At 63.9% G+C, this 21,843-nt stretch carries 12 protein-coding genes; 8 read left to right on the top strand and 4 right to left on the bottom strand.

Annotated elements, in window-relative coordinates; translation table 11 throughout:
• Positions 1-7: 7 nt before the first annotated feature.
• Both aztB and aztA read right to left on the bottom strand, forming a co-directional pair.
• On the bottom strand, positions 8-883 hold the full coding sequence (aztB, locus tag BLT09_RS32415) for a zinc ABC transporter permease AztB (RefSeq protein ID WP_027153901.1): 876 nt from the start codon (positions 881-883) through the stop codon (positions 8-10).
• Positions 883-1,707 carry a zinc ABC transporter ATP-binding protein AztA gene (gene aztA, locus BLT09_RS32410; RefSeq protein WP_091600543.1) on the bottom strand — a complete coding sequence of 275 codons (825 nt, stop codon included), beginning with the start codon at positions 1,705-1,707 and terminating at the stop codon, positions 883-885. The genes aztB and aztA overlap by 1 nt, the downstream gene beginning before the upstream one ends.
• A 224-nt stretch (positions 1,708-1,931) precedes the next feature.
• Between aztA and BLT09_RS32405 the strand changes: the two genes are divergently transcribed.
• On the top strand, positions 1,932-2,276 hold the full coding sequence (locus tag BLT09_RS32405) for a RidA family protein (protein WP_091600542.1): 345 nt from the start codon (positions 1,932-1,934) through the stop codon (positions 2,274-2,276).
• 168 nt (positions 2,277-2,444) lie between these two features.
• Here the strand turns inward: BLT09_RS32405 and hutC are convergent, their stop codons facing one another.
• Both hutC and BLT09_RS32395 read right to left on the bottom strand, forming a co-directional pair.
• Positions 2,445-3,206: a histidine utilization transcriptional repressor HutC gene (gene hutC / locus BLT09_RS32400; RefSeq protein WP_091600541.1), complete on the bottom strand. Its 762-nt coding sequence runs from the start codon at positions 3,204-3,206 to the stop codon at positions 2,445-2,447.
• Positions 3,203-4,555, bottom strand: coding sequence for a formimidoylglutamate deiminase (locus tag BLT09_RS32395; protein ID WP_091600540.1), 1,353 nt, complete (start codon positions 4,553-4,555; stop codon positions 3,203-3,205). The genes hutC and BLT09_RS32395 overlap by 4 nt, the downstream gene beginning before the upstream one ends.
• 100 nt (positions 4,556-4,655) lie before the next feature.
• Here BLT09_RS32395 and hutI point away from each other — a divergent pair, with 100 nt between their 5' ends.
• From hutI to BLT09_RS32355, 7 genes are all read left to right on the top strand, one after another.
• Positions 4,656-5,891, top strand: a complete 1,236-nt coding sequence (gene hutI / locus BLT09_RS32390; protein ID WP_091600554.1) for an imidazolonepropionase — start codon at positions 4,656-4,658, stop codon at positions 5,889-5,891.
• On the top strand, positions 5,888-7,429 hold the full coding sequence (hutH, locus tag BLT09_RS32385) for a histidine ammonia-lyase (RefSeq protein WP_091600539.1): 1,542 nt from the start codon (positions 5,888-5,890) through the stop codon (positions 7,427-7,429). The genes hutI and hutH overlap by 4 nt, the downstream gene beginning before the upstream one ends.
• A gap of 235 nt (positions 7,430-7,664) precedes the next feature.
• Complete coding sequence (gene hutG, locus BLT09_RS32375; RefSeq protein WP_091600538.1) at positions 7,665-8,483, top strand: N-formylglutamate deformylase; 819 nt, start codon at positions 7,665-7,667, stop codon at positions 8,481-8,483.
• 40 nt (positions 8,484-8,523) lie between these two features.
• Entirely contained in the window at positions 8,524-10,194 is a 1,671-nt protein-coding gene (gene hutU, locus BLT09_RS32370) for a urocanate hydratase (protein WP_091600553.1), read from the top strand.
• An 8-nt stretch (positions 10,195-10,202) separates the two neighbouring features.
• Positions 10,203-10,793: a HutD/Ves family protein gene (locus BLT09_RS32365; RefSeq protein ID WP_091600537.1), complete on the top strand. Its 591-nt coding sequence runs from the start codon at positions 10,203-10,205 to the stop codon at positions 10,791-10,793.
• A 244-nt stretch (positions 10,794-11,037) separates the two neighbouring features.
• The gene (locus BLT09_RS32360) at positions 11,038-19,596 is read left to right on the top strand and encodes a glycoside hydrolase family 94 protein (protein WP_091600536.1); all 8,559 of its coding nucleotides are present in this window, start codon (positions 11,038-11,040) and stop codon (positions 19,594-19,596) included.
• A 360-nt stretch (positions 19,597-19,956) separates the two neighbouring features.
• Complete coding sequence (locus tag BLT09_RS32355) at positions 19,957-21,729, top strand: glucan ABC transporter ATP-binding protein/ permease (RefSeq protein ID WP_091600535.1); 1,773 nt, start codon at positions 19,957-19,959, stop codon at positions 21,727-21,729.
• The last annotated feature ends 114 nt before the right edge of the window (positions 21,730-21,843 follow it).

The following is a 21,843-nucleotide window of genomic DNA, read 5'->3' as shown; positions in this document are numbered from 1 at the left end:
TTTGGCATCAGGCGGTTCTGTGGCGGTGATGGATAATACGGGCGCGCAGGATGCCGCGCGTGCCGAACAGGATCGAGGCAAAATAGACAACGCCGGCCGACAGGATGATGGCCGGGCCGGAAGGCAGCGACACGTGGTAGGACAAAAGCAGCCCGGCGACACAAGAGGCAAAGCCAATCAGCACCGCCAGAACGCACATCGGCTCGACGCGCATGGTCCAGAAGCGGGCGGCGGCCGCAGGCAGCATCATCAGCCCGACGGACAGCAGCGTGCCGAGCGCCTGGAAGCCGCCGACCAGGTTGAGCACGACGAGGCCGAGGAAGATGAAATGCACCGGGCTGCCTAGCCGGCTGACCGAACGCAGGAACAGCGGGTCGAGACATTCGGCGACGAGCGCCCGCCAGAAGATTGCGAGGCTGACCAGCGTGACCAGCACGATGCCGCCGATCAGTGTCAGCGCTTCATTGTTGAGCGCAAGCACGGTGCCGAACAGCACATGCATGAGATCGACGCTGGAGCCGCGGATCGACACCATCAGCACGCCGATCGCCAGCGAAATCAGGTAGAAGGCCGCCATCGAAGCGTCCTCGCGCTGGATGGTGAAGCGCGAGACGGCGCCGGCGCCGAGCGCGACGATGATGCCGGCAATCAGCCCGCCGATGGTCATCGGCAGGATTTCCAGCCCATAAAACAGGAACCCGGCGGCAGCACCCGGCAGGATGGCGTGGGCCATGGCGTCGCCGGAAAGGCTCATGCGCCGCAGCATCAGGAACACGCCGACCGGGCAGGCGCCGAGCGACAGCATCAGCGAACCGGCAAGCGCCCGCTGCATGAAGGCGAATTCGGCGAACGGAGCGATGAGAAGACCGTAGAGCGTGTCCATCATGCGGCCCGCGGCCCGGAGCCGTGATGATGGTCGTGCGCATGGTTGTGCCCAGGGTCGTGCCCGGGGCCGTGACCGTGATCACCGTGCTTGTCGGGCTCGCACCAGGGCGCGTTCTCTTCCCAGGCTTCGTGGAAGCGGCGCGCGCGCAACAGGTTTTCCGGCCGCAGCGTTTCCCTGGTTTCGCCCCAGGCGATTGGCTGGCGCGCCAGCAGCAGCGTCTCGGGGAAATTCTGGCGCACCAGTTCCAGATCGTGGACGACAACCAGGATCGTGCGTTCCTCGCCATGCCAGCGCTTGATCAGTGCGATCAGGTCGCCGACGGTCTTGGTATCGACGGCGTTGAACGGTTCGTCGAGCAGAATGAGATCGGCGTCCTGCAGCAGCACGCGGGCGAACAGCGTGCGCTGCAGCTGGCCGCCCGACAGCGTGTCGATCGGGCGTTTCTCGAAGCCGCCGAGGCCGACGGCCATCAGCGCCTGGCTGACCGAATCGCGATCTTCCCTAGTGTAGCGGCCGAGCAGCCCGCGCCGTGGCCACAGGCCGAGCGAAACCAGATCAACGACCCGGGCGGGAAAGGAGCGGTCGAGTTCCGACTGTTGCGGCAGATAAGCTGCGCGCACGCCGGGCGCCCGGACAACCGTGCCGGCCATCGGTTTCAACACGCCGACGATACCCTTCATCAGGGTCGACTTGCCCGAGCCATTGGCGCCGACGACGGCAGTCAGCGACCCGCGGCGGATCGTGCCATCGAGATGATGGATCGCCGGATGGCTGTTGTAGCCCAGCGTCAGGTCGCGGAATGTCAGGCAGGTTTTGGTCATGTGACGATCCGTGGGACACGACTAATACGGCAGCGGCGGTGGATATGTGATGTTATTACATTAGTCAACAAGTCAATCCGGCGGAATTGCGGCGACCGGAGCAATTTGGCGTGTGCCTATTTTCGCCCCACGCCTGCTGGCTCAAGAGGATTCGCTCATCCAACCTTGCCCCCAGCGAACCGCGACTCTAAAGAGGCGCGACCCACAAAGGAAGGAAACGTCCAATGAGCATTCGTCGCATCGATGTTGGCCCACGCATGAGCCAGATCGTCATCCACGGCAACACCGTCTATCTGGCTGGTCAGGTCGGCGAACCGGGCGGAAACGTCGGCACCCAGACCAGGGACATCCTGGCGGCCATCGACGAATTGCTGGCCAAGGCCGGCACCGACAAGACCAAGATCCTGCAGGCGATCATCTGGCTGGCCGACATGGGCACCTTTGCCGAGATGAACGCGGAATGGGACAAGTGGGTGCCACAGGGCCATACCCCGGCCCGCGCCACTGGCGAGGCCAAGCTTGCCGGGCCGGAATACCTGGTCGAGATTATTATTACTGCAGCGATTTGAGATGCGGCTCTTAACCCTCCCCCTTGAGGGGAGGGTCGGCGAGTAGTCGGAGCGAAGCGGAGATTGCGAGACGGGGTGGGGTCGGCGAGGTTGCACCGACCCCACCCCGCGTCACAAAATGCCGCCATGCGGCATTTTCCTCCGCGACCCTCCCCTCGAGGGGGAGGGTTATCCTTGCGACGGCGTGAACCGCGCGACCAGCGTGTGGCTGTCGGCCGCATAGGTGAAACGGACATGGGTGACCGGGTGCTCGGCGCTCCATGTCCGTCGCTCGACCACCAGGCAGGGGGCGCCGGACTCGATTTCGAGTGCGGTCGCAATGTGTCTGTCGGCGGCGACGGCGCGGATGCGGTGCTCGGCGGCACTCCATGGCACGCGGGCGATCAGCCACGGCCCAGGCGCGACGGCAAAAAATTCCTCGTTGGCAGCCTCGGCCACAGCGGCCAGGTTGATCAGCCGCTGTTCGTGGGCGAACGGCCGCTTGCCGGCGAAATGCCTGCATTCCAGCGCCAGCACCGGCCCGTTGGAGTCGAGTTCCAGCAAGGCGCGATCCTCGGCGCTGCTGCGCCTTTTATGTCGCGCGACACGCTCGTAGCGATAGGGCAGGCCGAGCGCCTCGACCTCGATCCTGATGTCATGGATTTCCAACACCGCGGCCTGCGACTGCGGCCGCCGGACAAAGCTGCCAGAGCGGCGGCGGCGCTCTATCAGCCCCGCCTTGGCAAGCTGCGACAGCGCCTTGTTCACCGTCATGCGCGAACATTTGTACTCGGCCGTCAGCTCGTGCTCGAACGGGATGCGGTGGCCGGGCGCCCAGGCGCCGGACAGGATTCGTTCGCTGATGTCGGACAGGATGCGTTGATGCAGCGAGAGGGGCTCGCCGCCGTCCGCATCCCCGCCGTCCGCATCCATTGTCTGGATCATGCTCATGGCGAAAGCGCCGTCATCACCTTGCGAAAACGCTCGGCAATAAAATCGCGCCTTGCGTGCCTGCCACTGCTGACCAGTTTCTTGCCATGCACCCAGACACAATCGACCTTGGAACCGTTGGCGAAGATCCAGGTGTCGAGCACTGCATCGCCCGTCTTGCCGGCAAGCGACGGGTGCTTGCCATCGAGCGAGATGAAATCGGCTGGGGCGCCAGCGGCGATCCGCGAGGGGCTTGCGCCGAGCGCTGCGCTGCCGCCGTCGAGCGCGGCATCGAACAGTGCACGCCCGGTCGAACCGCCGGCGACCGCCAGCAGGTTGCGGGCACGGTGGGCGAGGCGCTGCGAATATTCGAGCTGCCGCAATTCGTCCGGCAGGCCGATCAGCACGTTGGAGTCGGAGCCGACGCCGAAGCGGCCGCCATGCTGTTTGAACAAAGGTGCTGCAAAGGTGCCGTCGCCGAGATTGGCCTCGGTGATCGGGCAGAGGCCGGCGATTGCTCCGCTTTTCGCCATGGCCGCCGTCTCGGTCTCGGTCATGTGGGTGGCGTGGATCAGGCACCAGCGACTGTCGACCCTGGCATTGGCGAGCAGCCATTCGACCGGCCGCGCCCCGCACCAGGCAAGGCAGTCCTCGACCTCCTTCACTTGCTCGGCGATGTGGATGTGGATCGGTCCGCCGGATGCCATCGTCGCGATGTTTTCCAACTGCTCCGGTGTCACGGCGCGCAGACTGTGCGGGGCGATGCCGACGACCGCGTGATTCAAGGTGCGAACGGTTTCGTGACATTTCTCAACAAGCCGCGAGAACCGATTCATATCGTTGATGAATCGCCGCTGGCCTTCGTTCGGCGCTGCGCCGCCGAAAGAGGAATGTGCATAGAAGACCGGCAGCAGCGTCAGCCCGATGCCGGTGTCGGCAGCCGCGGCGGTGATGCGGTCGGCCATTTCGGCGACGTTGGCGTAGGGCTGGCCGTCGCGGTCGTGATGCAGATAGTGAAACTCGCCGACGCGTGAGAACCCAGCCTCCAGCATCTCGACATAGAGCTGCGCGGCGACCGCCTCGACCTGATCCGGCGTCATCGACAGCGCGAAGCGATACATCACCTCGCGCCAGCTCCAGAAGCTGTCGTCTGAAGGGCCGCGCAGCTCGGCTAGACCGGCCATGCCGCGCTGGAAGGCGTGGCTATGCAGGTTCGGCATGCCTGGCAGCAGAATGGCATGGCGTTCGTCGCCGGGCTGGGATGCGGTGTTCGGCTCGACCGTGGCGATGTGGCCATCACTGACGACGATCCGGGCATTGGAATGCCAGCCGTCGGGCAGAAGCGCCTGTTCCGCAAAGATCGCAGTCACGTTTTTCTCTCCGATTCCCTTTGTCCCGTGCAATGATACCACTTGCAGTGCGTTTCAATATGTATATACATAACTGCGGCCGATTGAAACGGAAAAGATGATGGCTGGAGAGAGCAAAAGCCGGGCAGGGGAGATCCGCCTCTGGCGCAATGCGCGACTGGCGACCATGGCCGACAGCGCCGCCGGACTGGGTATCGTCGAAGACGGCGCGATCGCCGCGCGCGATGGCCTGATCGTCTATGCCGGCCCGGAACGCGACATGTCGGCAGCCTTGAGCCAGAACGCCGAAATTGTCGATTGCGAAGGCCGCTGGATCACACCCGGCCTGATCGACTGCCATACTCATCTGGTCCATGCCGGCAATCGCGCCAACGAATTCGAGATGCGGCTGGCCGGCGCCACCTATGAAGAGGTCACCAGGGCCGGCGGCGGCATCGTCTCGTCGGTCAAGGCGCTGCGCGCTGCCAGCCAGCAGGAACTGGTTGCGCAGTCGCTGCCGCGCCTCGACGCGCTGATCGCTGAAGGCCTCACCACTATCGAGGTCAAGTCGGGCTACGGGCTCGATCTCGAAAACGAGAAGAAATCGCTGCGCGCCGCGCGGCTCCTGGGCGAAAACCGTCCAGTAACGGTAACAACGACCTTCCTCGGCGCGCATGCCCTGCCGCCTGAAGCGAAAGGCGACAAGGACGCTTTTATCGATCTGGTCGCAAACGAGATTTTGCCGGCCGTCACCGCCGACGGCCTGGCCGACGCGGTCGATGGTTTTTGCGAAGGCATCGCCTTTTCGCCCGAGCAGATTTCTCGCGTGTTCGACGCAGCGAAAGCAGCAGGCCTGCCGGTAAAACTCCACGCTGACCAATTGTCCAACCTGCACGGCGCAGAACTTGCGGCGCGCTATGGCGCCCTGTCGGCCGACCATCTCGAATACACTGACGAGGCGGGTGCGGCGGCGATGGCGAGGGCCGGGACCGTGGCGACGATCCTGCCCGGCGCCTACTATTTCATCCGTGAGACCAAGAAGCCGCCGATCGGCCTGTTTCGCCAGCACGGCGTCAAAATGGCGGTCGCCACCGACTGCAATCCCGGCACCTCGCCGCTGACCTCGCTGCTGCTGACCATGAACATGGCGGCGACTTTGTTTGGTCTGACTGTTGACGAATGCCTTGCCGGCGTCACCCGCGAGGCCGCCCGTGCGCTCGGACTGCTCGGAAGAACCGGCACGCTGGAGGCTGGAAAATCGGCCGACCTGGCGATCTGGGACATCGAGCGCCCGGCCGAGCTCGTCTACCGCATGGGCTTCAACCCGCTGCATGCCCGCATCTGGAGGGGACAATGAGTGAACTCAAACTCCAGCCGGGCAACACGACGCTGGCCGACTGGCGCGAAATCTATCGTGGCGCGATGCCGAAGCTGGACGCGGCCTGCTGGCCAAAGATTAGGGCGAGCGCCGAGGCCGTTGCACGCATCGTCGCCAAGGGTGAGCCGGTCTATGGCATCAACACCGGTTTCGGCAAATTGGCCAGCGTCCGTATCCCCGCCGCCGATCTCGAGACGCTGCAACGCAACATCGTGCTGTCGCATGCCGCCGGCGTCGGCGAACCGATGCCGGTCGCTGTTTGCCGGCTGATGATGGCACTGAAGCTGGCCAGCTTGGCGCAGGGCGCCTCCGGCGTGCGGCCGCAGACCATTGAGCTGCTCGAAGCGATGCTCGCCAACGACGTCATTCCGGTGGTGCCGGCGCAAGGCTCGGTCGGCGCATCCGGCGACCTTGCGCCACTGTCGCACATGACAGCGGTGATGATCGGCGTCGGCGAATGTTTTACCCCGCATGGCCGGTTCCCGGCCAAGGTCGCCTTTGTCTCGCACGGCCTGGAGCCGGTCACGCTTGGCGCCAAGGAAGGGTTGGCGCTGCTCAACGGCACACAGTTTTCGACCGCCTATGCGTTGGCCGCCTTGTTCGACGCCGAAGTGCTCTACCAGTCGGCGCTGGTCGCCGGTGCGCTCTCGACCGATGCCGCCAAGGGTTCCGACGCCCCCTTCGATCCGCGCATCCACCTGCTCAGGAGGCATCCTGGCCAGATCGAGACGGCAGAGGCGCTGCGCAACCTGATGGCCGGCAGTGCCATCCGTGAATCGCACCGGGTCGGAGACGAACGCGTGCAGGACCCGTATTGCTTGCGCTGCCAGCCGCAGGTGATGGGTGCAGCGCTCAGCGTGCTGCGCCAGGCCGCCGGCACGCTGGGCACCGAGGCCAACGGCGTCACCGACAATCCGCTGATCTTCGCCGAGGACGACACAGCACTTTCCGGTGGCAATTTCCACGCCGAGCCAGTCGCCTTCGCCGCCGACATGATCGCGCTCGCCGTCTGCGAGATCGGCTCGCTGTCGGAACGGCGCATCGCCATGCTGGTCGATCCGGCGCTGTCGGGCATGCCGGCCTTCCTGACCCCGAAGCCAGGCTTGAATTCCGGCTTCATGATCCCGCAAGTGACGGCGGCGGCACTCGTCTCGGAAAACAAGCAAAAGGCCTATCCGGCCAGTGTCGATTCGATCCCGACCTCGGCCAATCAGGAAGACCACGTCTCGATGGCGGCACATGGCGCGCGCCGGCTGATCGGCATGATCGAGAATGCGACGGCCGTCATCGGCATCGAATTGCTGGCCGCCACGCAGGGCTGCGATTTCCATGCGCCGCTGGCATCGAGTGCGCCGCTCGAAGCGGTGCGCAGACTGGTCAGGGCCGAAGTGCCGCATCTCGACAATGACCGGCATTTCCACCCCGACATGGAAAAGGCCATCGCCATGGTGCGCAGCGGCGCTGTCGTGAAGGCAGCGGGCGCGGTGGCGCTGCCCCCGGTGACGGGAGTGCTGTAATGGATTGTTTCGCCAATGGAGCCGGTATGAACACGCTGGCGGGACAGCACCCCCCTCTGTCCTGCCGGACATCTCCCCCTCAAGGGGGGAGATTGGCAGCTTTGTCGCCGCACTCAATCCTGCGACATGACCGATTGGCGAAGACCGGCGTGACGTCCGATCTCCCCCCAAGAGGGGGAGATGTCCGGCAGGACAGAGGGGGGCGCCGTAGAGCGCCGGCGCCGGAGGATTTCTCATGACTTCACCCTCCTGGCTCACCGTCACCCAAGGCACCGCCCCCCTGCTGGTCTCGATCCCGCACACCGGCATCGATCTCGCCGGCCTCGAGAACCGGCTGGTGTCGCCTTGGCTCGGCCGCCGCGACGCCGACTGGTGGATCGACAAGCTGTATGAGTTTGCCGAAGACCTCGGCGCGACGGTGGTGCATACCGCAATCTCGCGCACCGTCATCGACGTCAATCGCGATCCCTCCGGCGTCTCACTCTATCCCGGCCAGGCAACCACCGGCCTGTGCCCGACCGAGACCTTCGACGGCGATCCGCTCTATCGTGTCGGGGAAGAGCCTGATGCCTCGGAGGTCGACGAGCGCCGCGAAAAGTACTTTGTGCCTTACCATGCCGCCATGCAGGCCGAGATCGACAGGCTGCGCGCCGTGCACCGGAAGATCGTCCTCTATGACTGCCATTCGATCCGCTCGATGCTGCCGCGGCTGTTCGAAGGCACTCTGCCGGTGTTCAACCTCGGCACCAATGACGGCAAAAGCGCCGATCCGGGCTTGCAGGCAATGGTCGGCCAGATCCTCGCCGAGACCGGCGAGAGTTTTGTCGTCAACGGCCGCTTCAAAGGCGGCTGGGTCACGCGCCATTTCGGCCAGCCGCAAAACGGCGTTCATGCGCTGCAGATGGAACTGTCCAACCGCGGCTATATGCGCGAGCCCGAGGGCAAAGGTACGCCCGACAATTGGCCGGTGCCTTACGACCCGGCATTCGCCGCGCCGATCCGCGCCACGCTGAAGCGGATCCTGGAAAGCGCGATTGCCTGGGCCGGGCGCTGACGCATCGCCGCGCAGCTCATTCGAAAAGAAAAGTGACACCATGACCGATCCTCGCCACAACATCCGCGAAGTCCGCAGCCCGCGCGGCAGCGAGCTCAATGCCCGCACATGGCTGACTGAAGCGCCGTTGCGCATGCTGATGAACAATCTCGATCCCGACGTCGCCGAAAACCCCAACGAACTGGTCGTCTATGGCGGCATCGGCCGCGCGGCGCGCACCTGGAACGACTTTGATCGCATTGTCGCCTCTCTGAAGACGCTTGGAGACGACGAGACGCTGCTGGTGCAGTCGGGCAAGCCGGTCGGCGTGTTTCGTACCCACACCGATGCGCCGCGCGTGCTGATCGCCAATTCCAACCTCGTGCCGCACTGGGCGACATGGGAGAAATTCAACGAGCTCGATAAGAAGGGCCTGATGATGTACGGCCAGATGACGGCCGGCTCGTGGATCTACATCGGCACCCAAGGCATCGTGCAGGGCACCTACGAGACCTTCGTCGAGGCCGGCCGCCAGCATTACGACGGCAACCTCAGGGGCAAATGGATCCTGACCGGCGGCCTCGGCGGCATGGGCGGCGCCCAGCCGCTGGCCGCGGTCATGGCCGGCGCCTGCTGCCTGGCGGTCGAATGCGATCCCGACCGCATCGATTTCCGGTTGCGAACCCGCTATGTCGACGAACGCGCCGACACGCTCGACGAGGCGCTGGAAAGGATCGAGCGCTGGACCAGGGCCGGCGAGGCGAAATCGGTCGGCCTGGTCGGCAACACCGCAGACATCGTGCCGGAACTGGTGCGGCGTGGCGTGCGCCCCGACCTGGTCACCGACCAGACGTCGGCGCATGATCCGCTCAACGGCTATCTGCCCAAGGGCTGGTCGCTCGCCGAATGGCGCGAGAAGCGCACCAGCGACCCGAAGGCGGTCGAAAAGGCGGCGCGCGCGTCGATGCGCGTACATGTGGAGGCGATGGTGGCGTTCTGGAATGCCGGCGTGCCGACGCTCGACTATGGCAACAACATCCGCCAGGTGGCGAAGGAGGAAGGGCTCGACAATGCCTTTGCCTTCCCGGGTTTCGTACCGGCCTATATCCGGCCACTATTTTGTCGCGGCATCGGTCCGTTTCGCTGGGCAGCCCTCTCCGGCGATGCCGAGGACATCTACAAGACCGACGCCAAGGTGCGCGAGCTGACGCCCGGCAGCACCCACCTGCACAACTGGCTCGACATGGCGCGTGAGCGCATCGCCTTCCAGGGTCTGCCGGCGCGCATCTGCTGGGTTGGTCTCGGCGACCGCCACCGGCTCGGCCTCGCCTTCAACGAGATGGTGGCGAAAGGCGAGCTCAAGGCGCCGGTGGTCATCGGCCGCGATCATCTCGATTCAGGCTCGGTTGCTTCGCCGAACCGCGAGACGGAATCGATGAAGGACGGCTCCGACGCCGTGTCCGACTGGCCGCTGCTCAATGCGCTGCTCAACACCGCGTCCGGCGCAACCTGGGTATCTCTGCATCATGGCGGCGGCGTCGGCATGGGGTTTTCGCAACATGCCGGCATGGTCATCGTCGCCGACGGCACACGCGAAGCGGCCAAACGCCTGGAGCGGGTGCTATGGAACGACCCCGCAACCGGCGTCATGCGCCACGCCGATGCCGGCTATGATCTCGCCATCGACTGCGCCAGGGAGCACCAGCTCAACCTGCCAGGCATCCTCGGCTGAACCGCGTCTTGCGCATCCTGCGGGCAGCCGAATACCGGTCCATGCCGTGGAAGAACGGCGGCGGGGTGACGACTGAAATCGCCGTCTCGCCCGCAGGTGCTGCGCTCGACGATTTCGACTGGCGCGTCTCCATGGCTCGCGTCGAAAGCGGTGGACCATTCTCCGAGTTTGCCGGAGTGGACCGAAGCTTGGCCGTGCTGGAAGGCGAGGGGATCATCCTTGATATCGCCGGCCGCCCGGCGGCTACGCTGACCAAAACGTCCGCCCCGCTTTCCTTTGCGGCCGATGTGCCGACGCAAGCGGCGCTGATCGCCGGTCCGATCACCGATCTCAACGTCATGATGCGGCGTGGACGGATGACCCATGCCGTCGATCGCCTGGTCATTTCAGCTCCGACGGACATCCAGTCAGCCGCCGATGCGACCCTCATCCTGTGTGTTGACGGCGAGGTCACGGTGGCCGGCGCGGCGCTTGTCCGCATCGGACCGCGCGACGCGCTGTTGCTCGGGCCGGACGACGCTCTGTCACAGCGCGTCGAGCCTGCGCGACTAGCGACGCTGTTCGTGATCCGCATCGATCGCGTTGCGGCAAACGATTAACGCCTGTTTCGAAACATGATCACAACACCGGCGAAATATGCCGTAAGCTCAAGCCCAGATCACGAAAAAGCCTGAATCCTTCCGTCGATCAACTCCCGGCGGGAGGGAGGTGGTTCGTCTGCAGGTCTGGTGCGAAAATAAACTTTCGGCCCTTGTTTCGATGCAACCAATTCCATTTCAATCGGTTCTAGGGACATTGCCGTGGCGGTGACGCCGCTAACGCGTCCCCCACGCGGAATTTTCAATGAATATACAGACAGACCCCACCCAATTGGAAAAGACGAGCGCGAGCTTTCCGGCCATCACGGAAGAGCCGATACGCTCCAATTTCCTGCCGGAAGAGCGCCTGCGCACGCTGGGTACAAGCCTCGCCAAGGGTGACGTCAAGGATCTGTTCGGCCTGGAGCCGTTCGATTTCCAGCCACGCGTCCGCGACAGCGCCAGCAAGATCCTCGAAGTCTACCGTTCGACCAATGCCGCGCAGGCGAGAGGCGAGACGATCACGCCGGCGGCGCAATGGCTGCTCGACAACAATTATCTGGTCGAGGAAACCATCTTCCAGGTCAAGCGTGACCTGCCACGCCGCTTCTATCGTCAGTTGCCGACCCTGAAACTGTCCGACGGCGCCAGCGTGCCGCGCGCCCTTGCGCTGGCCTGGACCTATGTCGCCCATTCGGACAGTTCGGTCTCGGCGACCATGTTCAAGGCGATCGTCGAAGGCTTTCAGGCCGTCGAGCCGCTGAAGATCGGCGAGCTCTGGGCGCTGCCATCGCTGCTGCGCTTCGTTCTGATCGAAAATCTTCGCCGGATCGCGGTTCGGGTCAGTCGTACCCGGCAGATGCGCCAGATTGCCAACGAGGTCGCAGACCGCGTGCTGGCACTCGATGAAACCGCCGACCGTCAGGCGATCCTGTCGAACTACGTCGCCCATGCACAAGACACCACCTTTGCCACTCAATTGCTCTACCGTCTGCGCGACGGGTCGCAAAATGCCGGCAGGGCGCTGGAATGGCTGGAGGGCGAGCTTGAAAGGTCCGGCTCCGATGCCGAGGAAATCATCATCAGCGAACATCGCACGTTGTCCAGCGGCAACGTAACCACCGGCAACATCATCCGCGGTCTCAGGCTCATCAACGATATCGACTGGACGGTTTGGTTCGAAGATGTCAGCCGCATCGACACCTTGCTGCGCGAGCGCACCGATTTTGCCGCGCTCGATTTCTTCTCGCGCGACCAGTACCGGACCGCGATCGAGGAAATGGCGCGCCGCTCCGATCGTTCCGAATTCCGCGTTGCTGAAAAGGCGATCGAACTCGCCGGCCATGCCGCTGTCGCCGATACCACCGTCACCGGTCCGACCGCTCACGCCGACGTCGGGTTCTTTCTGGTCGGCCCGCGCCGGCTGGAACTGGAAAAGGCGATCGGCTATCGGCCGACGGTCAGCGTCACGATCAAACGGGCGTTCCGCAAGACCGGATGGCTGGGCATTGTCGTGCCGGTGTTCGCGCTGACGGTCCTGCTTCTTGTCCTCTCCGGCAACGCCCTTGCCAGTCTCGGCCTATCCATACCGTCGATCGTCCTGATGCTGGCGCTGTTTGCCGTGCCGGCCAGCGAAGGCGCGCTTGCTTTCTTCAACACCGTCGTATCGTTGTTCCTGAAGCCGACGCGCCTCGTCGGCTACGACTATAAACGCGGCATGCCGCCCGAGGCGCGCACGCTGGTGGTGGTGCCGTCGCTGATCGGCTCGCGCGACGACGTCGAGGAGAACATCCGCAACATCGAAGTGCACCACCTGGCCAACACGGCGGACGAAATCCATTTCGCTCTGCTTTCGGACTGGCCGGACAGCAAAACCGAAATCGATGCGGCGGATATCGAGATCCTCCAATATGCTCGCGACGAGATCGCGCGGCTGAACGCCCGCTATCCCAGCGAAGGCGCGCCGCGTTTCTACGTCCTGCACCGCCGGCGGCTCTACAATGAATCCCAGGGCGCCTGGATGGGCTGGGAACGCAAGCGCGGCAAGCTCCACGAACTGAATCTTCTGCTGCGTGGCGACAGCGACACCACCTTTCTGCCGCTGGACGTGCCGTTGCCGGAAAACGTCATCCATGTGATGACGCTGGATGCCGATACGCGCACCACCCGCGATGCCGTCGCCAGTTTGGCTGGAAAGCTTTGCCATCCGCTCAACCGCCCGCATTACGATGCGGCAAAGCGCGTCGTCACCGCCGGCTATACCATCCTGCAGCCGCGCATCACCGCGTCGCTGACCAGCGGCGACGACGCATCCTTCTTCCAGCGGGTCTTTTCTGCCAATCGCGGCCTCGATCCCTACGTATTTGCCGTCTCGGACATCTACCAGGACGTCTTCGGCGACGGCTCCTTCACCGGCAAGGGACTCTATCACGTCGACTCCTTCGAGGCGGCGCTGAAGGGCCGCATCGAAGAAAACACCGTCCTCAGCCACGATCTGCTCGAAGGCGCGTTGGCGCGCGCGGCACTGGTCACCGACGTCGAACTGGTCGAGGACTATCCGACCCGCTATTCGGTCGACGCGTCGCGCCACCATCGCTGGGCGCGGGGCGACTGGCAGCTTCTGGGCTTCATTCTCAATCCGCGTTCCGGCGTGCCGGCGCTGTCGCGCTGGAAGATGGTCGACAATCTGCGCCGGTCGCTGACGCCGATCTTCTGGGTGATGGCCGCGATCGCCGGCTGGACGCTGCTGCCCTTCACCCAGGCCGCGCAATGGCAGGCGCTGCTGATCCTCACACTTTTCATGGCGCCGACGTTCGACATCGTCCACGCCATCCTGCCGAAAAGCGGCGACCAGACGCCGCGCGGTCATTTCTCGGCGCTGGCGCGCGACGTCGTCTTCGGCACCGCCCTGGTGGCTCTGAAGATCGTGCTGATGGCGCATCTGGCCTGGATGATGGGCGATGCCATCATTCGCACGCTCTACCGCCTGTTCGTCAGCCGGAAGAACCTGCTCGAATGGCGCACTGCCTCGCAGGCTCACAAGATCGGCGACAACGATCTCGGCTCCTATTACGGCATGATGTACGGTGCTGTGATCGTCGGCGTCGTCGGCCTCGCCATCCCTGTTGTGGCCGATTCCACCGGAGCTTTCGTCGCCTTCTTCTTCGCGCTGTTCTGGATCGGCTCGCCGGCCTTCGCCTTCTTTATCAGCCGCTCGGCCGAAACCGAGGACCGTTTGCGCATATCGGCGGCGGACATCCATGTGCTGCGCACGATTGCGCGGCGCACATGGCATTATTTCGAGACCTTCGTGACGGCCGAGCATCACAATCTGCCGCCCGACAATTTCCAGGAAAGTCCGGCGCCTGTCGTGGCCCCCCGCACCTCGCCGACCAATATCGGCGTCTATCTCCTGTCAGTGGTTTCGGCGCGCGATTTCGGCTGGATCAGCCTGTCCGACGCCACCACCCGCATCGACGCGACGATGTCGACTATCGAGAGCATGCCGCGTGAGCGCGGGCATCTCTTCAACTGGTATGACACGACGACGCTGAAGCCGCTCTATCCGCTGTACATTTCCGCTGTCGATAGCGGCAATCTCGCCGGCCATCTGGTGGCGGTGGCGGCAGCCTGTGCCGAATGGGCGGAAGCGCCTGCAGTCCACCTTCAGGGCGACTTCGAGGGTATCCTCGATACGGTGACGATCCTCGACGAAAGCCTGGCCGAGTTGCCTGACGACCGCCGCCAGTTGCGGCCGTTGCGCCAGCGACTTGCCGATCGCCTCGATGGCATGCGACGCGCGGTCGAATCGATCAAGGCACAGCCCGAGATGGCGTCGATCCGCACCATCAACCTGGCCGTTCTGGCCGGCGAGATCCGCAAGCTCGCCATCGCCATCCATACTGAGGCCGCATCGACGCAGAGCGACACCATCGCCGACTGGGCGGCGAGACTGGAAGCCACCTGCGAAGCGCATGTCCATGACGCGCATAGCGACGACACTGCCGTCGAGGCGCTGCGGGCCAAGCTTCTGTCGTTGCGCGAGCGCACGCGCCGCTTTGCCTTCGAGATGGATTTCTCCTTCCTCATGCGCAAGGAACGCAAGCTTCTGTCGATCGGCTACCGGGTCGAGGAGCATCAGCTCGACGAGAGCTGCTACGACCTGCTGGCTTCCGAGGCGCGGCTGACCAGCCTGTTCGCCATAGCCAAGGGCGATCTGCCGACGGAGCACTGGTTCCACCTCGGCCGGCCGATCGTCGAGATCGGGTTCAAGGGCGCTCTGATGTCCTGGTCCGGCTCGATGTTCGAGTATTTGATGCCGCCGCTGGTGATGAAGGAGCCGCAAGGCAGCATCCTCAACCAGACCAGCAAGCTCATCATCAAGCGCCAGATCCAGTACGGCCGCTCGAAGAACGTGCCCTGGGGCATTTCGGAAGCGGCCTACAACGCCCGCGATCGCGAACTGACCTACCAGTACACCAATTTCGGCGTGCCTGGGCTGGGCCTGAAGCGAGGTCTTGGCCAGAACACGGTGATTGCCCCCTATGCGACCGTGCTGGCGGCGCAGTTCACCCCGCGTGAATCGGTGCAGAACCTGGCCAGGCTGAGGCGGCTCGGCGCCCTTGGCCGGCACGGCTTCTACGATGCGGTCGATTTCACGCCGCAACGCGTGCCGGAGGGCACCGACCATGTCGTCGTGCTGAACTACATGGCCCACCATTCCGGCATGTCGATCGCCGCCGTCGCCGACGCCATCTTCGAAGGACGCCTGCGCGACCGCTTCCACAGCGATCCGGTGATCGAGTCGGCCGAGTTGCTGCTGCAGGAAAGAGCGCCGCGCGACATCCCGACCGCCACCGTCAGGACCGAGGCCGACGAACGGTCGAAGGACGAAACGGAAGCCGAGAGCCCCGATACGCGCATCGTGCTCAACCCGCTCAAGGCGCTGCGTTCGACCAGCGTCATGTCCAATGGCCGCTACTCGGTCATGGTTACCGCGACCGGCTCCGGCTATAGTCGCTGGGGCGAGCTTGCCGTCACGCGCTGGCAGCCGGACCCGACCGAGGATCGGCTTGGCTCCTACATCTTCCTGCGCGACTCCGGCACCGGCGACTGGTGGTCGGCCACCGCCGAGCCGAAGCGTGCCGCCCACGAAGAGGTGCGGACGCTGTTCTCCGACGACAAGGCGAGCTTCGTCAAGTCAGTGGGATCACTGCGTTCGGAGGTCGAATGCATCGTCATTTCGGAAGGAAATGGCGAAGGCCGGCGGGTGACGCTCTACAATGACGGCCCGGTCGACCGGCATATCGAAGTGACCTCGTTCGCTGAACTGGTGCTGGGCTCCGAAGCATCCGACAACGCGCATCCGGCGTTCTCGAAAATGTTCGTGGAAACCGAAATCGCTGCGAATAACGCAGCGATCTTCGCCACCAGACGTAAGCGGGAAACGGACGAGCCTGATGTCGCCATGGTGCATTTCGTCACCGACCCGTCTGGGTCGACGCGCGACGCCGAGGCCGAAACCGACCGGCGCGCCTTCATAGGCCGCGGCCGCACCATTACCGAGGCCGCCGCCTTCGATCCCGGCGCCAAGCTTGGCGGCCATTCCGGCTTCACGCTGGATCCGGTCGCGGCACTTCGCCGACAGGTGCGCGTGCCGGCCAACAAGAAGATAGCGCTGACCTTCTGGACTGCCGTCGGCGCCAACCGTGCCGAACTCGAAGAAGCCATTGCGCGGCTTGATCATCCGGAAGCCTTCGCGCGCCAGGCGATGCTCGCCTGGACCCGCTCACAGGTGCAGACCCGGCATCTCGGTCTCAGCCTTGCCGATGCCGCCAATGTGCAGAATCTGGCGCGCTACCTGATCTATCCGGATCCGTTCCTGCGGCTTCCGGCCGAATCGATCGCTTCCGGGCTCGGTAGGCAATCGGGCCTATGGCCGACCAGCATATCCGGCGACTTTCCGATTTTCCTGGTCAGGATCGGCGATGTCGCCGATCTCGAAATCGTTGCCCAGGCGCTCCGCTTCCAGGAATACATGCGCGCCCGAGGCATGATGATCGACTTTGTCGTCATCAACGAGCAGGCTTCGTCTTACGTGCAGGACCTGCAACGGGCGGTCGAGACGCTGTGCGAAAACAGCCGCCTGCGCGGCAAGGAGCTAGGACCCCGCCAGCACATCTTCGCGGTGCGCCGCGACCTCATGGACGAGGCGACCTACAAGACGCTGCTGGCCACTGCTCGCGTCGTTCTGCACACGCGCAACGGCACCATCTTCGATCAGATCGAGCGGGCCGAGGCCGCTGCGCTGCAAGCGCGGGACGCCTTGCAGCCGGCGGGTGCAGCAGCGCTTCGTGAACCGTCTCCGCCGGCGCAACAGACGTGGGCCCAAGCCTCGTTCGACGGCAGTGCCGACGGCAGCGGGCTCAACCAGTGGAACGGTTTTGGCGGTTTCGAGGGCGACGGACGCCACTATGTCGTGCGCCTTGCTGGCCGCCGCACGACGCCGCAGCCCTGGATCAACGTCGTCTCCAACGCCTCGTTCGGTTTCCACGTTTCAGCTGAAGGCGCTGCCTTCAGCTGGAGCCGAAACAGCCGCGACTATCAACTGACGCCGTGGGCGAACGACCCGGTCACCAACCGGCCAGGCGAGGGCATCTATATCTACGATCATGCCAGCGGCCGGGCGTTCTCGCCGCTGGCCGCCGTCGTCCGCGATCCCGCCATGACCTACGAAACATGGCACGGGCAGGGGTTTTCGACCTTCCGTTCGAAGCGCGGGCCGCTGTCGATGGACCTTACCCATGTGGTGGATTCCGTCGATCCGGTGAAAATCTCCAGGTTGCGCATCCAGAATTCCGGTTCGGCGCCGGCGCGACTGCGCGTCTATGCCTATGCGGAATGGGTTCTTGGCAGCCATCGTTCGCGCACCGCGGCGACCATCGTTCCGTCCAGGGATGCCGCGACGGGCGCGTTGCTGGCGCAAAATCCCTACGGGCTCGATTTCAGCGAGCGGGTCGCCTTCCTGGCCGCCGACGGCGCGGCACACTCGGTGACGGCCGACCGCGGCGAGTTCATTGGCCGCCACGGCACCAGCGAACTCCCGCAAGCCGTGCTCAGCGGCGCAAGCCTGTCGGGCCGCGTCGAGGCGGGCGACGATCCTTGTGCGGCAATTGTACGCGACGTCGACATCCCTGCCGGCGGCGACGTGACGCTGCTCTGGCTGCTCGGCGATGCAGCCTCTGCCGAGGAAGCCAGCGCGCTGGTACAGCATCACTGCAGCAAGGATTTCGATCAGCGGCTGGCTGACAATGAACGCACCTGGCGAGGGTTTCTCGACACCATCCAGGTCGAGACGCCGGACAGGGCGCTCAACGCGATGGTCAACCACTGGCTGCCCTATCAGAGCCTTGCCTGCCGCATCCGCGCCCGCTCGGCGTTTTACCAGGCGAGCGGCGCCTTTGGCTTCCGCGACCAATTGCAGGACACGCTGGCCCTGCTTCTCCATGATCCGAAACTGGCGCGCGACCAGATCCTCAATGCGGCGCGGCGGCAATTCCCCGAAGGCGACGTGCAGCATTGGTGGCTGCCGCGAACCGAGGCAGGCGTCCGCACGATGATTTCCGACGACGTGGTCTGGCTCGCCCACGCCACGGCACACTACTTGCTGGTGACCGGCGATACCGCGATCCTCAGGGAACAATTGCCCTTCATCGAAGGGCCGTCGCTGGAAGAAGGTGAGCACGACGCCTTTTTCACGCCGGAGATATCGAAGAAGACCGCTTCACTCTATGATCATTGTGCGCGCGCACTTGACCTTGCCATCAAGCGCAGCAGCCCCGCCGGACTGCCGCTGATCCTCGGCGGTGACTGGAACGACGGCATGAACCGTGTCGGCGAGCACGGTAAGGGCGAGAGCGTCTGGCTGGGTTGGTTCCTGCTGAAGACGCTGGGCGACTTTGCAGCTGTCGCCAAGGCGGAAGGCGACGCCAAGCGTGCGCAAGCCTGGACAAAACACGCCGGCGTGCTGAAGCGGGCGCTGGAAAGCACGGCCTGGGACGGTGAATGGTACCGTCGCGGCAGCTTCGACGACGGCACGCCGCTGGGGTCGCGCAGCTCGCAGGAATGCAAGATCGACTCGATTGCCCAGTCGTGGAGCGTGCTGTCGGGCGAGGGCGATCCGGCGCGATCGACGACGGCGATGCAGCAGGCGATGAAAATGCTCGTCGACGACGAGCTCAACATCGTCAAGCTTTTCACGCCGCCCTTCTCCAGGACGGAACAGAACCCAGGCTACATCAAGAGCTACCCGCCGGGTGTCCGTGAAAACGGCGGCCAGTACACCCACGCGGCGACATGGTTCGTCATTGCGCTCGCCGAAATGGGGCGCGTCGACGACGCCTACCGCTGCTTCTCGATGCTCAACCCGGTCAACCATGCACCCGACGAAGCCGCTGCCGAGCACTACCGCGTCGAGCCTTATGTCGTCGCGGCAGACGTCTACGCCGGGCAAGGCAAGGGCGGCCGCGGCGGCTGGACCTGGTATACCGGCTCGGCCGGCTGGCTTTATCGCGCGGCGGTCGAAGGCATCCTCGGCATCGAGCGCAGGGGCGAGCGCATCCAGTTCAGGCCGAAACTGCCCAGCCATTGGGATGGCTATGCGGCAACGCTCAAGGTGCTGGGGGCCGAGCTCAGGGTTCAGGTTGTCCGCGACAAGAAGGCCAAAGCCGTCTCGCTCGAGGTAAATGGTAAAAAGACGAAGGCTTCGTCTTTCGAACCGAAAGCCGGCGACAAGGCCGATCTGGTCGTCAGGATACCGGCGTAGCTTCAAGGATTTGGAGCGTCTTTGTACATCTTGACGATGTGCGTTATTTAAAGTTGCTCGAGCAATTCTATTGCGCATGAGATATCCCAAAAGCCGATGCAGGCTTTTGGGATTCGTACATGCCAAGTTGCTGATTAAAATTTCGGCAGTGCTTCCTGCCTGCCACGATTTTGCCGCAAGGCTGACATTTTACCTTTCTTCTCAAACCGTTAGGTGATCACGACAGATTTCGCAGCGTCGCCATCTTTTGTTCGCGAATTGGGAACTGAAGGGGTACGAGGGCATTGTTTCGCGACACGTCAACGAGTACGAGTCAGAAAATGATGCAGTGCACAATAACAATTTGCCGGAGTAGCTGAAGTGTCCCTTCTGCAAATCTACTGGAGAGCGCTCGGTTATCTCGCTGCCGACAGAAAACGCGTCGCGTTTATCTGTGGGGCGAATGTCGCGCTTGCGATTATCGCCATCCTTGAGCCGATCATGTTCGGACGGGTGATCGATGCCATTTCGGATAGCGGCTCGGTCTTTTCGACGCTCGGCCTATGGGCCGGTATCGGCGTCTTCAACGTCATCGCCTTCGTTCTGGTGGCGCGCGGCGCGGACCGTTTTGCCCATGCGCGGCGCAGCGAGGTTCTTTGCCAATCATTCGAGCGCGTGATCACCATGCCGCTTGCCTGGCATCATCAGCGCGGCACCTCCAATTCCCTGCATACGCTGCTGCGCGCGGTCGAGACCTTGTTCAGCCTCTGGCTCGAGTTCATGAGGCAGCATTTGTCCACGGTTGTCGCGCTGGTTCTGCTGGTGCCGACGGCGCTCAGCATGGACATTCGCATGTCGATGGTCCTGCTGGCGCTGGGCGCGCTCTACGTCGGAATTGGCCGGCTGGTGATGCGTCGCACCAGGGAAGGCCAGGCGTCCGTGGAGCGGCATTTTCACCAGGTGTTCGCGCATGTGAGCGACTCGGTCAGCAATGTCGCCGTGCTGCAGAGCTACAATCGCATCGGCCACGAGACCGACGCCTTGAAGCGCTATGTCAAGAATCTGCTTGATGCCCAGTATCCGGTGCTCGACTGGTGGGCGTTGGCCAACGCTCTGCACCGTCTGTCGTCGACCATTTCGATGATGGTCGTGTTGTTGATCGGCTCCTATCTGGTCATGCATGGCCAATTGCGTATCGGTGACGTCATCGCGTTTACCGGCTTTGCCACGCTGCTGATCGCCCGGCTCGACCAGATGTCGGCCTTCGCCAACCAGATTTCGGAAGCCAGGGCCAAGCTCGAGGAATTTTATCGCCTTGAGGACTCCGCGGCCGAGGCCGCCGAGCCGGACGGGTTGCGTGACCTGGTCAACGTCACTGGTCATGTGCGTTTCGAAAACGTCAACTTCGAATTCGCCAATTCGGGGCAGGGCGTGAACGACGTGTCGTTCGAAGTCCGTGCCGGCCAGACCGTGGCCATCGTCGGCCCGACGGGCGCAGGCAAGACCACGCTGATCAATCTCTTGCAGCGGGTCTTTTCGCCGTCCAGCGGCCGTATCCTGATCGATGGCATCGATACCCGCACGGTGACCCGCAAGTCGCTGCGCCACTCGATCGCCACCGTGTTCCAGGATGCGGGCCTGCTCAACCGCTCGATCGAGGACAATATCCGCGTCGGGCGCGCCGAGGCGACCTATGATGAGGTCCACGCCGCCGCCAATGCCGCTGCCGCGCAGGATTTCATCCTGTCGAAGAGCAACGGCTACGATACGGTCGTCGGCGAACGCGGTGGACAACTTTCGGGCGGCGAGCGCCAGCGTATCGCAATCGCGCGCGCCGTGCTGAAGGATTCACCCATCCTGGTGCTCGACGAAGCGACCAGCGCGCTTGACGTCGAGACGGAAGACCGCGTCAAGGAAGCGATCGACGAATTGCGGCGCGGCCGCACCACCTTCATCATCGCACACCGCCTGACCACTGTTCGCGATGCCGATCTGGTCGTCTTCATGGACAAGGGCAAGGTGGTCGAAATGGGTGGCTTTGCCGAATTGTCGATGCGCAATGGCCGCTTCGCCAGCCTGTTGCGCGCCGGCGGCCTGCTCAACGACGAGGAAGTCCGCCGCCTCAGCCGAACCATCACGGACGCGGCCGCCTGAGTTCTTCCCTTCTCCCCTTTGTTTGGACCGGAGACATCGCGAACAGGTGTGCGAAGACATCGCGAACAGTTTTGCGCATTGCGCGCGAGGGGTTCGGGATGCCATTCAAGGACA

The organism is Mesorhizobium muleiense (genome assembly GCF_900099905.1).
GTDB lineage: Bacteria > Pseudomonadota > Alphaproteobacteria > Rhizobiales > Rhizobiaceae > Mesorhizobium > Mesorhizobium muleiense.
This window is presented reverse-complemented; position numbering and strand designations above follow the sequence as displayed.